This is a genomic window from Actinosynnema sp. NPDC020468 (genome assembly GCF_040642015.1).
Taxonomy (GTDB): domain Bacteria; phylum Actinomycetota; class Actinomycetes; order Mycobacteriales; family Pseudonocardiaceae; genus Actinosynnema.
The window spans coordinates 18746-33059 of the sequence record NZ_JBFAEO010000042.1; the positions used below are offsets into that span (position 1 = coordinate 18746).

Sequence of the window (14314 nt, forward strand, 5' to 3'; positions counted from 1 at the left end):
GTCCGGACGTCCCGTAGGCGTAAACCCTGCGTGAGGAGGCATCCGGGTGCGTGTGCGGGAAGTGGTGCCACGGCGGTCGAACGTCGACGGTGCGCGTGCGCTGAGATCGAGGTGGCGCACCGCGACCGTGACGGCGGGCTGGGCCTACCCGGCCGACTGGTCGGTGCCGGAGGTGGACGAGGTGTGCCGGGCCGTGCTGGGCGCGGACGACCCGGACGGTCCCCTCTACCGGTTGGGCTCGGCGCGCGCGTCGGCGGGCATCGGGCTGGCCGAGACCCTGCTCGACCTGGCCGCGCTGCACGCCGTGGTGGACGAGCCCGCCGGGTCGACCGGGATCGTGTCGGCGAACGTCGACGCGATCCCCACCCGCGCGCTGCGGGTGACGGCACTGGGCTGGGGCGACGTGATGAGCAGGCACGCCGCCGACCGCCCGGCCGACAACCCGCTGACCGGGCTCGCGACGTCGGCCTACCTGCTGACCCGGCTGCGCGAGGTGTACGCGGAAACCCGCGCGTGCGGCCACTCCTACGTGCTGGTGTTCGTCTCGCTCGACCTGTCGAAGGTGTCCGGCTGGTCCCGGGTCGTCGCGATGACCCTGCTCGCCGACGCGCTGCGCGAGGTCTTCGACGCGGGCGAGACGCTGGCCACCACCTCCCGGTCGACGGCGGTCGTGCTGCTCCGGCAGGACCCCGACCTGCGCCGCCGGCTGACCAACCTGCGCTTCCTCGCCGCCGACCGGCTGGCCGTCGACCCGCACGTGGCGCCGACCGGTCCGGTCCGGTTGCGGGTGGTGCCGCTTCCCGCGACCTACGAGGAAGCGACCACCCTGCTGGCACCCTGAACCCTCTCCTCCCTCCCCCGAGCGCCCGCGGCCTCCCGCCGCGGGCGCTCCTTTTTCGCACTCCCGACCCGCACGCGCGGGTTGCGGTGACGAGGTGACCACGCGCTGTTGACACCCGGTAGGCGTTCTGGTCTTCTAGTGTCTTAGTTGAGTAGAACACTGGAGGCGCAGGGGATGGAGTTCCGCATCGATCGCGGCAGTGGCCTCCCCGCCTACCTACAGCTGGTCCGACAGGTCCGGGAGGGGCTGCGGCTCGGGTGGTTGAAGCCGGGAGACCGGTTGCCGACCGTGCGCGAGGTGGTCGCGACCAGCGGGGTCAACGCGAACACCGTGCTGAAGGCGTACCGGGAGCTGGAGCTGTCCGGGCTGGTCGAGGCGCGGCAGGGGTCGGGGACGTTCGTGAAGGCCGGGCTCGGCTCGGCGGACCCGGAGTTGATGGTGGCGCTGCGGGTGCGGCTCGCCGAGTGGGTCCGCGACGCGCGCGCGGCGGGGTTGGACAACGAGGACGTGGACGCGCTGGTGCGCGCCGTCCTCTCGGGCGACGGAAATGGGGTGGCGGTCGGATGACGGCCGTGGTCGAACCCGTGGGCGACACCGCGATCGCGGTGCGCGCCGAGGGACTGGGGAAGCGGTACCGGGACAACTGGGCGTTGCGGGAGTGCTCGTTCGAGCTGCCCGCGGGTCGGGTCGCGGCGCTCGTCGGCGCGAACGGCGCCGGCAAGACCACGCTGATGAGCGTGCTCGTCGGTCTCCTCCAGGCCGACGAGGGCCGGGCGGACGCGGAGGGCCGGGTCGCCTTCGTGTCGCAGGACAAGCCCGTGTACCGGAACTTCAGCCCGGCGGAGGTGCTCGACCTCGGCGCGCGGCTGAACGTGGTCTGGGACCGGCAGCGCGCGTTGCGCTGGCTGGACCGGTTCGAGATCCCGCTGAAGCGGGCGTGCGGCAAGCTGTCCGGCGGACAGCAGGCCCAGGTGGCGTTCGCGCTGGCGCTCGGCTCGCGGCCGGCCGTGCTGATGCTCGACGAGCCGCTGGCCAACCTCGACCCGCTGGCCAGGCGCGAGGTCGCCGCGCAGCTGCTGACCGAGGTCGCCGACACCGGCATGACCGTGCTGCTGTCCACCCACGTGGTGACCGAGTTGGCCGGCGTCGCGGACCACCTGCTGCTGCTCGCGCACGGCCGGCTGCTGGCGGGCGGCGATCTGGACGCGTTGTTGGAGCGGCACGTGCACTACACCGGGCCGACCTCGGCGCAGGCGCCCGTGCCGGGGGAGGTGCTGGAGGCCAAGCACGTCGGCGGCCAGTCCTCGTTCCTGGTCGCGCTGCCGGACGGGGCGAAACCGGCGACACCGGACCAGTGGGTCGCCCGCGACGTGACGCTGGAGGACTACGTGCTGACGCAGCTCGCCGCCACCCGGAAGGGACCGATCGCATGACCACGGCGACCTCCGCGCCGCCCGTCACCCGCGCCGCCGTCACCTGGCGGGACCTGCTGTGGCTGACCTGGCGGCAGCACCGCCTGTCGATCGCCGTGATGGCGGGCTTCGCGGCCGTCCTGGCGGCCGTCGCCCTGGCGATGGCGGCGATCGTCCGCTCGTCCGGGTCGGCGGACCACGAGCTCCCGGACGGGTCGGGCTTCGTCGGCACCACCCAGATGCTCACCCTCACCCCGATGCTGGTCGGCGCGGTCGTGGCGGTGTTCTGGGCCGCGCCGCTGGTGTCGCGCGAGTTCGAGCAGCGCACGCACCTGGTGGTGTGGAGCCAGGACGTGTCGCCGTCCCGCTGGCTGGTCGGCAAGGTCGGGCTCCTGCTCGTGCCCGCGCTGCTGATCGGCTGCCTGTACCCGCTCGCGGTGCGCGCGCTCGTGCTCGCCGTGATGGCCGTCCAGGGCGAGTTCCAGCTGTTCAACCTGTTCCGGGACGAGCTGTTCGAGCTGTCGCCCGCGACGCAGGCGGGCTACGTCGTGTTCGGCTTCGGCCTCGGGTTGGCGGCGAGCGTGCTCACCCGACGCACGGTGGTGTCGATGGGTGTGACGATCGGCCTGTACCTGGTGACCAGGGTGCTGGTGGCGAACTCGTGGCGGCCGTACTTCGTGCCGCCGCTGCGCCGGCTGGTGCAGTTCAGGCCGTACTCCGACCCGGGCTCGTTCCCGCCGGACATCCCGGACAACTCCTACCTCGTGAAGGCCGGTGTCGCCGACGCGGCGGGCAACGAGCTGCCCACACCCGAGGTGTGCAACGGCAACTCCGGGGGCTCGTACCTGGACTGCGTGCGCGACCAGGGCGTGGTCAACCGGTTCGTGGACTTCCAGCCGCCGTCGCGGTTGGTCGGGTTCCAGCTGTTCGAGGGCGCGGTGTTCCTCGTGCTGGGTCTCGTGCTGCTGTACGTCGCGTACTCGCGGGTCCGGCGACTGCACCGCCTCTGACCCGTTGCCGAGCGGGGTCCCGTGCGCCATCGGGGGCGTGCGGGACCCCGCTGTTTCCCCAGGTAGAATCCACGGACCGTGGACTCCCGAACCCGTCTCCCCGCCGTCGGCATGATCGGCGGCGGCCAACTCGCCCGCATGACGCACCAGGCCGCGATCCCGCTCGGCCAGTCGCTGCGGGTGCTCGCCGAGTCGGACTCCGACCCCGCCGCGCTGGTGGCGCGGGACGTCGAGTTCGGCAAGCACACCGACCTGGACGCCTTGCGCGCGTTCGCGAAGTCCTGCGACGTCCTGACGTTCGACCACGAGCACGTGCCGCAGGAGCACCTGCGCGCGCTGGTGGCCGACGGGGTGAAGGTGCACCCCGGCCCGGACGCCCTGGTGCACGCGCAGGACAAGCTGGTGATGCGCGAGCGGCTGGCCGGGCTCGGCCTGCCCGTGCCGCCGTTCGCGGCGGTCGCGGACACCGGCGACGTGCTGCGGTTCGGCGCGGCGCACGGGTGGCCGTGCGTGCTGAAGGCGGTGCGCGGCGGGTACGACGGGCGCGGCGTGTGGATGTTGAACACCCCGGAGAGCGCGCAGCGGGTGGTGCCCGAGCTGCTGGCCGCCGGCACCCCGCTGATGGTCGAGCAGTGCGTGCCGATGCGCCGCGAGCTGGCCGCGCTGGTGGCGCGGTCGCCGTTCGGCCAGGGCGCGGCGTGGCCGCTGGTGCAGACCGTGCAGCGGGAGGGGATCTGCGTCGAGGTGCTGGCGCCCGCCCCGGACGCGGACGGCGCGCAGGCCCAGGAGCTGGCGCTGCGGATCGCGGACGAGCTGGGCGTGGTGGGCCTGCTGGCCGTGGAGCTGTTCGAGACGGCGGACGGGCTGGTGGTCAACGAGCTGGCCATGCGCCCGCACAACTCGGGGCACTGGACCATCGAGGGCGCGCGCACCTCGCAGTTCGAGCAGCACCTGCGCGCCGTGCTGGACTACCCGCTCGGCGCGACCGACCTGGTGGCCCCCGCCGTGGTGATGGCGAACGTGCTCGGCGCGGACGAGGCGCCCGCGATGGGCCCGGACGAGCGGTTGCACCACCTGTTCGCCCGGTTCCCCGACGCGCGCGTGCACCTGTACGGCAAGGCGGAGCGGCCGGGTCGCAAGATCGGGCACGTGACGCTGCTGGGGGAGCGGATGGCGGAGGTGCGGGAGCGGGCGAGGCTCGCCGCGCACTGGCTGTCCGCGGGCGTGTGGCCCGACGGGTACGACATCCACGGCGCGGACGCGCCGCGATCGCATGGAGGACGGCAGTGACGCAGGTCGGCGTGATCATGGGCAGCGACTCGGACTGGCCGGTGATGAAGGCCGCGGCCGAGGCGCTCGCCGAGTTCGACGTGGCCTACGAGGTCGGCGTCTACTCGGCGCACCGCACGCCGCAGCGGATGCTGGACTACGCCACGTCGGCGGCCGGGCGCGGGCTGAAGGTGATCATCGCGGGCGCGGGCGGCGCGGCGCACCTGCCGGGCATGGTGGCGTCGGCGACGGTGCTGCCGGTGATCGGCGTGCCGGTGCCGTTGAAGTACCTCGACGGGTTGGACTCGCTGCTGTCGATCGTGCAGATGCCGGCGGGCATCCCGGTGGCGACGGTGTCGGTGGGCGGCGCGCGCAACGCGGGGCTGCTGGCGGTGCGGGTGCTGGCGGCGGGCGACGTCGGGTTGCAGAAGCGGCTGGTGGCGTTCCAGGAGTCGCTGGAGCGGATGGTCCTGGACAAGGACGCGGCCCTTCGGGCTGTTGCGGACCGCACAGCGGACAACTGAGTGAACGCGCGCTAACATCCTGGGAGGATTCCTACCCGGAGGTAACTTGACGTGGACCCGAGCTTCGGTACCTACCAGCTCGCCGAAGAGCACGTGGCTCTGCGCGAGGCTGTCCGCTCGTTGACCGACAAGGAGATCGCGCCGTACGCGGCGGAGGTCGACGAGAACGAGCGTTTCCCGGTCGAGGCGCGCGACGCGCTGGTCAAGGCGGGCTTCGCGGCCGTCCACGTGCCGGAGGTCTACGACGGTCAGGGCGCCGACTCGGTGGCCACCTGCATCGTGATCGAGGAGGTCGCGCGCGCCTGCGCGTCCTCCTCGCTCATCCCGGCGGTGAACAAGCTGGGCACGATGCCGATCCTGCTGGCCGCCTCCGAGGAGCTGAAGGCGCAGGTCCTGCCCTCGATCGCGTCCGGCGAGGCGATGGCGTCCTACGCCCTGTCCGAGCGCGAGGCGGGTTCGGACACCGCCTCGATGCGCACCCGCGCGCGGCTCGACGGCGACCACTGGGTGCTCAACGGCACGAAGTGCTGGATCACCAACGCGGGCGAGTCGACCTGGTACACCGTCATGGCGGTGACCGACCCGGACGCGCCGAAGAAGTCGCAGGGCATCTCGGCGTTCGTGGTGCACAAGGACGACCCCGGCTTCGTGGTCGGCTCGAAGGAGCGCAAGCTCGGCATCAAGGGCTCGCCGACCCGCGAGATCCACTTCGAGAACTGCACGATCCCGGAGGACCGGATCATCGGCGAGCCCGGCACCGGCCTGAAGACGGCGCTGCGCACGCTGGACCACACGCGGCCGACCATCGGCGCGCAGGCGGTGGGCATCGCGCAGGGCGCGCTGGAGGCCGCGATCGCCTACGTGAAGGACCGCAAGCAGTTCGGCAAGGCGATCTCGGAGTTCCAGGGCGTCCAGTTCATGCTGGCCGACATGGCGATGAAGGTCGAGGCGGCCCGGCACATGATCTACGTGGCGGCGGCGAGGGCCGAGCGCGGCGAGCCGAACCTGGGCTTCATCACGGCCGCCGCGAAGTGCTTCGCCTCCGACGTGGCGATGGAGGTGACGACGGACGCCGTCCAGCTGTTCGGCGGCGCCGGCTACACCCGCGACTTCCCGGTCGAGCGCATGATGCGGGATGCGAAGATCACTCAGATCTATGAAGGCACGAACCAGATCCAGCGCGTCGTGATGTCGCGCGCGCTGCTGGGCTAGGCCGTTCCCGCGTCGGCCCCGGGCGCGTCCGCCCGGGGCCGGTGCGCGGTCAGAGGGTGGCCAGGTAGCCGGCGAGGCGGGTGTAGGAGGCCTCGGCGCCGGCGCGCAGGGACGGTGTCGACGCCGCGTCCCTGGCCTCCGGTGTCGGATAGCGCGTCACGTGGGTGACCCGGGTCCGGTCGCCCTCCCGGGTGAACGTCGTGGTGTTCGTCGTGGTGGGCCACGGGTCTCCCCACGACTCCGTCTGCACCGTCCTGGTCGGCGGGGTCACCTCCAGGTAGGCGCCGTGCATGTCCAGCGTGGTGCCGTCGGGCCGGATCCAGGCCAGGTACCAGGTGCCGCCCGGGCGGAGGTCCATCTCGCAGGCCGACATCGACCAGCCGTCCGGGCCGAGCATCCAGTGCGTCACGTGGTCCGGTCTGGTGAACGCGGCGAAGACCTGTTCCGGTGGCGCGTCGAACAGCCTGGTGAACGCCGCCTCGGTCGGTGACGGGGTCGACCAGACGAGGTGTTCGACCATCAGGGGCCTCCTTCGGGTGACAACCGGTCGGGTGTGGAACGTACCTGTCGACTGGCTGTCGAGATCGGTGTGATCGTTGAAACTTCCACTAGCGTCGGGCGCCGGAAGGATCGACCAAAGGAGGGCACCGAATGCTCAAGGACGTTGCCGCACTCGTCGGCCGGATCGGCGTGGGTGTCGTGTTCTTCGCCCACGGACTCCAGAAGCTCACCGAGTTCGGGATCGCCGGCACCGCGCAGGCGTTCGGCGGCATGGGCGTGCCGATGCCGACCGTGTCGGCCTGGTACTCCACGATCGTCGAGCTGGTCGGCGGCGCCGCGCTGATCCTCGGCGTCGGCCTGCCCGTCGTGGGACTGCTGCTGGCGGTGGACATGATCGGCGCGCTGCTGTTCGTGCACCTGCCCAACGGCCTGATCGGTCCGAACGGCTACGAACTCGTGCTGGCGCTCGCCGTCGCCTCGATCGCGCTGGGCTTCAACGGCGGCGCGTTCGCGCTGGACCGGGTGCTGCGCTCGCGGCGGGTCCGACAGCCCGCCTAGGCGCGGAACGCGATCATCCGGTCGGGCTCGATCCGCGCCCACGGGATCGCGCCCATCCACGAGCGCCACGCGTCGGCCCCGTAGACGCCGACCAGGAACGCCTCCAGCTCACCCTCCGGCCGCACCTCGTGCGCGCGGCCGTGCACGGTGACCTGGAGGCGTTCGCCGTCGATCACCGACGCCGACACCGCGGGCCGGGCCCGGACGTGCCGGAACCGCGCCGAGTCCGGGCCCGAGCCGAAGTGCAGCCGACCGCGGAAGAACAGGCCGTCGACCGGGCCGACCCGCGGTTCGCCGCGCGCGGTCGTGGTGGCCAGGGCCATCACCCGCATCGCGCCCAGCTCCGCCACCACGCCCTCGGCGTGCAGCCTGCGCTCCGGCGTGACGACCGACCGCAGGTGGGCGCCGGCACGCGCGTAGGAGCTGTCCAGCAGGCGCTGCAACCACTCCAGGTCGGCGGCGGTCTCGTGCATCAGCCGACGAGGTCCAGGGTGGTGTGCTCGCTCGCCCGCCGCGCGGCCAGCCGCGCCGGGTCCGGGTTGCTCACGTGCACCAGCGAGCCGCCGCCCGCCAGCACGGCGAGGAATCCGGTGAGCAGCCCGTCCGGGAAGTCCCAGTCCACAGTGGACAGCACGCGCGAGGACGAGGTCACGCCGAGCACCCCGGCCCGGTGCGCCGCCTCGGCCACCAGTTCGTCCACAGTGGACGTCCCGAGCGCGGGGGTGTCGCCGGGAACCTTGCCGTAGGGCGAGAAGTGGTCGCCGAACAGCCGCACGTCGTCCAGGTAGTCGACCGGGTACCCGCCGCCGAGACCCATGGGGTGCAACGAGGCCGTCGCCACCACGCCCGCGCCGGGCGCCTCGACGCCGGGCGCCACCACGGCCACCGCCGCGCCCTCGGACCGCGCCGTCACGGCCGCGCCGCACCACCACGCGCCCAGCAGCACGCCGGCGGTCTGCCAGTGCGCGGGCATCAGCACGGCGACCGGGTCGCCCGGCTCCACGTCGTGCTCGTCGCGCAGCCAGTTCGCGGTCTTGGCGGCCCAGTTCACCAGCGTCGCCACGGACAACTCGACCCGCGAGCCGGTCGCGTCGTCGTAGTGGGTGACCAGGGGCGCGCCCGGGTTGGCCAGGTGCGGCGCCAGCAGTGCTTCCGTGACGGACAAGGCGGTGCTCCCTAGGCAGGACGAAGTCCGCACCAACCTAGTCGACGCACGGCGGTCCCTGCGCCAGGACCCGACGCGCGCCGGCGAACGCCTGCCCGGCGGCCGCGGTGCCGGCGCCGCGGGTGCCCTCGCCCGGGAACGAGGTCGCGCCGTCCGGACGTGTCGGCGGCACGGCGGCGACACCGTCGAGGTCCAGGGCGCCCCGGGCGGCGAATCCCGCGCCGGTGGTGGCCGGTGGCACGGCGGTCGGCGGCGCGATGGTGGTGGCGGGCGGCGCGGTGCCGGTCACGGGCGCGGAGGTGGTCGTCGGCGTCGGCACGACGGTGGTCTTCTTGTCGCCCATCACCTGCGCCACGAACGCCTTCACCGCCGCCGGGTCCGCGGTCACGACCATCTGGCCGCGGTCGTTGACCACGTCGACGGCGGTCACCGGGATGGTGGCGAACTCCACGTTGCCGCCCGCGAGGCCCTGCGCCTGGCCCGCCAGCGTGGTCAGGTCGAAGCCCTCGTCCACCACGACCGACTTGCTGACCGCGTCCAGCAGCCCGGACAGCTTCGTCGGGTCGGCGAACGTGCCCGCGGACATCAGCTTCGACATCGCGGCCGACATGAACACCTGCTGCCGCACGATCCGGCCGAGGTCGCCGTTGGGGATGTTCTTGCGCTGCCGCACGAACGCCAGCGCGTCGCCGCCCGCGATGTTCTGCACGCCCGCCGGGAAGTCCGCGCCCGACGACGGGTCGTAGGTCGCGTTCTTCAGGCACACCTCGACGCCGCCGATGACCTTGGTCAGCAGGTAGAACCCGTACAGGTTCACCTCGGCGTAGTGGTCGACCCGCACGCCGGTCAGGTCCTGCACCACCTGCACCAGCGCCCGCCGGCCCGCCTGGTCGCCGCGCTGGGAGCGCTCGTCCAGGTCGGTGACACCCTCGGCCTGGAGGCGCTCCATCGTGTAGAACTTCGTGACGCCGTAAGCGGAATTGATCTTCTCGTCGTGTCGGCCGTCGGGCATCGGCACGTACGTGTCGCGCGGGATGGACACCGCGTGCGCCCGGCCGCCGTTCTTCGGCACCCGCAGCACGATGATCGTGTCCGTGTTCAGCGTGTCGGTCGCCTCGGTGCGCAGCTCGCGCAGCACGCTGTCCGGCAGCGGCCTGCCCTGCGCGTCGGTGCGGCTGTCACTGCCGACGAGCAGGATGTCCGTCGCGCCGTCCTCGACCGGCGGCGCGTTGGGGATGTCGTTGAGCTGCGCCAGCACGTCCGTGGTGTTCACGCTCTGCTCGACCCGCTGGAGGGTCGACCACCCGTAGCCGGACACCGCGAGCACGGCCGCGGACAGCAGCGCGACCAGCGCGCGCAGCGAGACGCGGACCGCCTTCACCACTGCCTCCTCGGAACTTCGCGGACGACCGGGCGAAGCCGGGAGCACGCCTAGTAGACGCAGACCACGCCGTCTGCCGTGATCGGAGGGGTCGTGGTGGTCGGCGCCGCGACGCCGGTGCCGGCCGCCGGGTCCGGGCGGTCGGTGGTCGCCGGGAGCGCGTAGTCCGCGCCGACGTACACCTTGACCTGGCCCCTCTGCACCGTGTCGTCCTCCTGGGCCGTCGCGTTACCGCCCAGGACGGAGATCACGTTGTCGGCCGCGGCGCGCTCACCCGGGGCGTAGGACACCACGGTGCTCGGCCGGAATTCGCCGGTCTCCGCGGTGCCGCGGGTGAAGCCCTTCCCGGTCAACAGGTCCAACACCTGCCCGGCGATCCCGCCGATGCCGGAGGAGTTGTACACCTGCACGGTCACCGCGGAGTTGGCCGGACCGGACGCGGTCGGCGCGGTCGAGGTCGACGTGGTCCTGGGGGTGTCCACCGCGAGCCCCTTGACGAACGCGCGCACCGCGTCCGGGTCGACCGGCACCACGTTGCCGTCCTCACCCCACGTGTCGTAGGCGTCGCCCACCGGGATGGTGCGGAACTGGATCCTGTCCGACACCAGGCCCTGCATCTGCTCGGCGAACTCGGTGATGTTCCACCGGTCGCTCAGCACGACCGACTTGGTGATCGCCGACACCAGGGCGTCGAGCTTGCCCAGGTCGGTGAGCGTGCCGGTGGACAGCACCTTGCGGGCCAGTGCGCTGATGAACGCCTGCTGGCGCACGATCCGGCCCAGGTCCTCGCCGGGCAGCCCGTGCCGCTGGCGGACGAACGAGAGCGCCTGCGCGCCGGAGATGGTCTGCACGCCCGCCTGGAAGTTCGCGCCGGACTCCTCGTCCTGCGTGGGCTCCTTGAGGCACACCTCCACGCCCCCGACGGCCTGGGTCACCTCGTAGAAGCTCGCCAGGTTGACCTCGGCGTAGCGGTCGATGGTGACCGCGCCGCCGGTCAGGTTCTCGATCGTGCGGATGAGCGTCTTGCGGCCGGCGAGCGTGGACTCCTTGTCGATGCGCGCCTCGTCCGTCACGCCCTCGGCGCGCAGCTTCTCCGACGTCTCGGTCTTCTGCCGCAGCAGCGCGGAGTTCAGCTTGTGCTTGCCGAACCCGTCGGCGATCTCCACGTAGGAGTCGCGCGGGAACGAGATGCCGACCGCGCGGGTGCCGTCCTGGGGGATGTGCACCAGGATCATCGTGTCGGTGTTGAGCGGGCCGTCCGCCTTGCCGCCGTTGAGCAGGCGCAGCATGTCCTCGGAGAGCGGGTTGCCCTGGGCGTCGGTGCGGCTGTCGACGCCGACCAGGAGGATGTCGATCGCGCCGTCGAGCGGCTTGCGCGCCGCGCCCTGCTCGTCGACGGAGGAGGGGATGACGTCGGTGGTGGCGATCTGCCGGTCGATCTGGCGGAGGTAGCTCCAGCCGTACCACGTGACCACGAGCACGGCGGCCGACACGAGTGCCAGGATCGAACGCCCGCTGACCAACAAGACACGCAAAGCCACCGGTCTCGGCGGACTCCCGTCCACGGCTGCTGCCTCCCCCGTAGGTACTGCTCAGTCTTTCCAGGTTAACCGCGCGCGGGTGAACGGCGCGCGATGTTCTTCCTTATACGGGAGACGCTGTAACAACCGAGTGGGTTGCACGGCATAGACACCGTGACAGACTGCGATGGGTCGTCTGCTGCGGAGAGGGTTGGGCATGCGGGTACTGGTGACAGGTGGGGCCGGCTTCATCGGCTCGCACTACGTGCGGGAGCTGGTGGGCGGTGCCTACCCGGCCTACTCCGACGCCGAGGTGGTGGTGCTCGACAAGCTGACCTACGCGGGCAACGAGGCGAACCTCGCCCCGGTCGCGGACGACCCGCGGCTGACGTTCGTGCGCGGCGACATCTGCGACCGCGAACTGGTGGTCGACCTGATGGGCCGGACGGACGTGGTGGTGCACTTCGCCGCCGAGTCCCATGTGGACCGTTCGATCTCCGGTTCGGCCGACTTCGTGCTGACCAACGTGCTCGGCACCCAGGTGCTGCTCCAGGCGGCACTGGAGGCGGGCGTGGCGAAGTTCGTCCACGTGTCCACCGACGAGGTGTACGGCACGATCGAGGAGGGTTCCTGGACCGAGGACCACATCCTCGAGCCGAACTCGCCGTACTCGGCGTCCAAGGCGTCCTCGGACCTGCTGGCGCGGTCGTTCTTCCGCACCCACGGGCTGCCGGTCAGCATCACCCGGTGCTCGAACAACTACGGTCCGTACCAGTTCCCGGAGAAGGTCGTCCCGCTGTTCGTGACGAACCTGGTGGACGGGAAGAACGTGCCGCTGTACGGCGACGGGCTCAACGTCCGCGACTGGCTGCACGTGGACGACCACTGCCGGGGCATCCAGCTGGTGCTGGAGGGCGGCCGCGGCGGTGAGATCTACAACATCGGCGGCGGCACCGAGCTGACCAACCGGGAGCTGACCGAGCGCCTGCTCGAGGCGACCGGCCGCGACTGGTCCGCGGTGGAGCCGGTGGCCGACCGCTTGGGCCACGACCGGCGCTACTCGGTCGACATCACCAAGATCGCGACCGAACTCGGCTACGCGCCGCGGGTGGACTTCGCCTCCGGCCTCGCGGCCACCGTCGAGTGGTACCGCGACAACCGCGCGTGGTGGGAGCCCCTCAAGCAGCGCGCGGCGTTGGCGCGCTGATGTCGATCGCACTGCTGGTGCCCGGCGGACGCGGGCAGCTGGGGCACGACCTGGTGGCGGCGGCGGGCGACGGGCTCGTGCACGCGCCGTCGTCGGCGGAGCTGGACCTGACCGACGCGGGCGCGGTCGCCGACGCGGTGGCCTCGTTCGCGGACACCGCGCGGGACTCGGGGCTGCGGCCGGTCGTGGTGAACGCGGCCGCCTACACGGCGGTCGACCAGGCCGAGACGGACGAGGACCGGGCGTTCGCGGTCAACGCGGAGGGCCCGGGGCTGCTCGCCGCCCGGTGCGCGGAGCACGACGTGCCGCTGCTGCACGTCTCGACGGACTACGTGTTCCCCGGTGACGGCACGCGGCCCTACGAGCCCGGTGACCCGACCGGGCCGCGGTCGGCGTACGGGCGCACCAAGCTCGCGGGCGAGGAGCGCGTGCTGGCGGCCGGCGAGCGGTCGTGGGTGGTGCGCACGGCGTGGGTGTACGGCGCGTCCGGCGGCAACTTCGTGAAGACCATCGCCCGGTTGGCGGGCGAGCGGGAGACGCTGTCCGTCGTGGACGACCAGGTCGGCTCGCCGACGTGGTCGCTGGACCTGGCGCACGGGCTCGTGGCGCTGGCCGGCGTGGTGGCCGGCGGAGGCCACCCGGAGCGGGTGCTGCACGCGACCGGCGGCGGCGAGACGACGTGGTGCGGCTTCGCGCGGGCGATCTTCGCCGAGCTGGGCCTGGACCCCGAGCGGGTGCGGCCCTGCGGCACGGCGGACTTCCCCCGTCCCGCGCCGCGCCCGGCGTACTCGGTGCTGTCCGGCGCGGCGTGGGCGCGGGCGGGGCTCACCCCGTTGCGGGACTGGCGGGAGGCGTTGGCGGCCGCGTTCGCGACGCACGCGGTGCCGTAGCCCGAAGATCCACTGTGGACGGTCAGGGCGTCGACCAGTCGCCCTCCGGCCGTCGCCCCGTGACGAGGAATTCCTTCAGGGCCGCGGCGAGGACGTCGGGCGCGACACCGGATCCGGCCGGGAAGTCGACGTACTCGCTGCGGTAGTCCGGCGACGCCGGGTCGCCCGCGAGCACCGCCTGGTCGTGCTCCGGGTCGGCGTGGGTCAGGTACCCGAAGCCGTCACGGAGCGCGACCACGACGTCGTGGTCGGGGATCTTGGTCACACCGGGCTCGCCGAGCAGGCCCTCGGTGTCCTCCAGCAGCGGCCGGTCCTGGTGCTCGATCACCGCCGGTCCCGCGCCGGGCTCGGACAGCCTGGTCAGGAGGGCGTCGACGGCCTCGGGCGCGTCCACGGTCATCTCGTCGGCGGCGTCGGTGTCGTCCTGGTCGCCGATCGGCCACACTGCGGTGAAGCTCATGAGCCGGGATTCTCCCAGCGGACGCGGTGAGTGACCAGCCGGACCGGAGTATTGGGCCGTTGGGGTGGACTAACCTTGACGCACTGGTTTTGCAGACAACCAGTGCGAGAACCTTTCCGCCATGTCCGACCACGGGCGTCTCCCCGAAGCGACCGCACCTCGCCCGGACGGCGAGCGTCAGCGGTTCCTGCGCCGCGTCTGTGCCGTGACGGAGTCGCGGCAGATCTCCTGGTCAGTCCTCACGAAGCCGACCAACACCCCCGTCCGGGGCTCGTAGCCCCGAGCGGTGGGAGCGCGCCGTGCCCGGGGCACGAGGAAGCCGCCGGGCCACGCGTCCGACAACGTGCAGCGTCTCAATTGGTGC

At 72.2% G+C, this 14314-nt stretch carries 16 protein-coding genes; 10 read left to right on the forward strand and 6 right to left on the reverse strand.

Going from position 1 to position 14314, the window contains the following annotated elements:
- Positions 1-127: 127 nt before the first annotated feature.
- The 7 genes from AB0G50_RS26520 (at position 128) to AB0G50_RS26550 (ending at position 6268) form a co-directional block, all read left to right on the forward strand.
- On the forward strand, positions 128-841 hold the full coding sequence (locus AB0G50_RS26520; protein ID WP_360113346.1) for a GGDEF domain-containing protein: 714 nt from the start codon (positions 128-130) through the stop codon (positions 839-841).
- A 174-nt stretch (positions 842-1015) separates the two neighbouring features.
- Positions 1016-1408 carry a GntR family transcriptional regulator gene (locus AB0G50_RS26525; RefSeq protein ID WP_360113442.1) on the forward strand — a complete coding sequence of 131 codons (393 nt, stop codon included), beginning with the start codon at positions 1016-1018 and terminating at the stop codon, positions 1406-1408.
- On the forward strand, positions 1405-2274 hold the full coding sequence (locus AB0G50_RS26530) for an ABC transporter ATP-binding protein (RefSeq protein ID WP_360113348.1): 870 nt from the start codon (positions 1405-1407) through the stop codon (positions 2272-2274). Before AB0G50_RS26525 ends, AB0G50_RS26530 begins: the two co-directional genes overlap by 4 nt.
- Positions 2271-3263 (forward strand): hypothetical protein, encoded by a 993-nt coding sequence (locus tag AB0G50_RS26535; protein ID WP_360113350.1) that lies wholly within the window; start codon positions 2271-2273, stop codon positions 3261-3263. Before AB0G50_RS26530 ends, AB0G50_RS26535 begins: the two co-directional genes overlap by 4 nt.
- A 78-nt stretch (positions 3264-3341) precedes the next feature.
- The gene (locus AB0G50_RS26540) at positions 3342-4553 is read left to right on the forward strand and encodes a 5-(carboxyamino)imidazole ribonucleotide synthase (protein WP_360113352.1); all 1212 of its coding nucleotides are present in this window, start codon (positions 3342-3344) and stop codon (positions 4551-4553) included.
- Positions 4550-5056, forward strand: a complete 507-nt coding sequence (gene purE / locus AB0G50_RS26545) for a 5-(carboxyamino)imidazole ribonucleotide mutase (protein WP_360113354.1) — start codon at positions 4550-4552, stop codon at positions 5054-5056. Before AB0G50_RS26540 ends, purE begins: the two co-directional genes overlap by 4 nt.
- Before the next feature lie 51 nt (positions 5057-5107).
- Positions 5108-6268, forward strand: coding sequence for an acyl-CoA dehydrogenase family protein (locus AB0G50_RS26550; protein WP_360113356.1), 1161 nt, complete (start codon positions 5108-5110; stop codon positions 6266-6268).
- A 49-nt stretch (positions 6269-6317) separates the two neighbouring features.
- Here the strand turns inward: AB0G50_RS26550 and AB0G50_RS26555 are convergent, their stop codons facing one another.
- The gene (locus AB0G50_RS26555) at positions 6318-6788 is read right to left on the reverse strand and encodes an SRPBCC domain-containing protein (RefSeq protein ID WP_360113358.1); all 471 of its coding nucleotides are present in this window, start codon (positions 6786-6788) and stop codon (positions 6318-6320) included.
- A gap of 131 nt (positions 6789-6919) precedes the next feature.
- On the opposite strand from AB0G50_RS26555, the gene AB0G50_RS26560 reads away from it, so the two are divergent.
- Entirely contained in the window at positions 6920-7327 is a 408-nt protein-coding gene (locus AB0G50_RS26560; protein ID WP_360113360.1) for a DoxX family protein, read from the forward strand.
- Here the strand turns inward: AB0G50_RS26560 and AB0G50_RS26565 are convergent.
- Genes AB0G50_RS26565 through AB0G50_RS26580 form a run of 4 tightly spaced genes read right to left on the reverse strand, consistent with a single transcriptional unit; the run spans position 7324 to position 11366 of the window.
- Entirely contained in the window at positions 7324-7800 is a 477-nt protein-coding gene (locus AB0G50_RS26565) for a pyridoxamine 5'-phosphate oxidase family protein (RefSeq protein WP_360113362.1), read from the reverse strand. The two genes, AB0G50_RS26560 and AB0G50_RS26565, sit on opposite strands and share 4 nt — an antisense overlap.
- Positions 7800-8492 (reverse strand): TIGR03089 family protein, encoded by a 693-nt coding sequence (locus AB0G50_RS26570; protein WP_360113364.1) that lies wholly within the window; start codon positions 8490-8492, stop codon positions 7800-7802. Before AB0G50_RS26570 ends, AB0G50_RS26565 begins: the two co-directional genes overlap by 1 nt.
- 37 nt (positions 8493-8529) lie before the next feature.
- Positions 8530-9873 carry an LCP family protein gene (locus AB0G50_RS26575; protein ID WP_360113366.1) on the reverse strand — a complete coding sequence of 448 codons (1344 nt, stop codon included), beginning with the start codon at positions 9871-9873 and terminating at the stop codon, positions 8530-8532.
- Between the two features lie 50 nt (positions 9874-9923).
- Positions 9924-11366 (reverse strand): LCP family protein, encoded by a 1443-nt coding sequence (locus tag AB0G50_RS26580; RefSeq protein WP_360113368.1) that lies wholly within the window; start codon positions 11364-11366, stop codon positions 9924-9926.
- 244 nt (positions 11367-11610) lie between these two features.
- On the opposite strand from AB0G50_RS26580, the gene rfbB reads away from it, so the two are divergent.
- Complete coding sequence (gene rfbB / locus AB0G50_RS26585) at positions 11611-12600, forward strand: dTDP-glucose 4,6-dehydratase (RefSeq protein WP_360113370.1); 990 nt, start codon at positions 11611-11613, stop codon at positions 12598-12600.
- Positions 12600-13490, forward strand: coding sequence for a dTDP-4-dehydrorhamnose reductase (rfbD, locus tag AB0G50_RS26590; RefSeq protein ID WP_360113372.1), 891 nt, complete (start codon positions 12600-12602; stop codon positions 13488-13490). Before rfbB ends, rfbD begins: the two co-directional genes overlap by 1 nt.
- Positions 13491-13512: 22 nt before the next feature.
- Here rfbD and AB0G50_RS26595 read toward each other — a convergent pair whose 3' ends face one another.
- Positions 13513-13950 carry an Imm1 family immunity protein gene (locus tag AB0G50_RS26595; RefSeq protein ID WP_360113374.1) on the reverse strand — a complete coding sequence of 146 codons (438 nt, stop codon included), beginning with the start codon at positions 13948-13950 and terminating at the stop codon, positions 13513-13515.
- Positions 13951-14314 lie beyond the last annotated feature (364 nt).

Bases quoted from the DNA above. Each gene is read 5' to 3' on its own strand.
- AB0G50_RS26525 (WP_360113442.1), top strand. From the start codon at position 1,016: ATGGAGTTCCGCATCGATCGCGGCAGTGGCCTCCCCGCCTACCTACAG.
- AB0G50_RS26530 (WP_360113348.1), top strand. From the start codon at position 1,405: ATGACGGCCGTGGTCGAACCCGTGGGCGACACCGCGATCGCGGTGCGC.
- AB0G50_RS26535 (WP_360113350.1), top strand. From the start codon at position 2,271: ATGACCACGGCGACCTCCGCGCCGCCCGTCACCCGCGCCGCCGTCACC.
- AB0G50_RS26555 (WP_360113358.1), bottom strand. From the start codon at position 6,788: ATGGTCGAACACCTCGTCTGGTCGACCCCGTCACCGACCGAGGCGGCG.
- AB0G50_RS26560 (WP_360113360.1), top strand. From the start codon at position 6,920: ATGCTCAAGGACGTTGCCGCACTCGTCGGCCGGATCGGCGTGGGTGTC.
- AB0G50_RS26565 (WP_360113362.1), bottom strand. From the start codon at position 7,800: ATGCACGAGACCGCCGCCGACCTGGAGTGGTTGCAGCGCCTGCTGGAC.
- rfbB (WP_360113370.1), top strand. From the start codon at position 11,611: ATGCGGGTACTGGTGACAGGTGGGGCCGGCTTCATCGGCTCGCACTAC.
- rfbD (WP_360113372.1), top strand. From the start codon at position 12,600: ATGTCGATCGCACTGCTGGTGCCCGGCGGACGCGGGCAGCTGGGGCAC.
- AB0G50_RS26595 (WP_360113374.1), bottom strand. From the start codon at position 13,950: ATGAGCTTCACCGCAGTGTGGCCGATCGGCGACCAGGACGACACCGAC.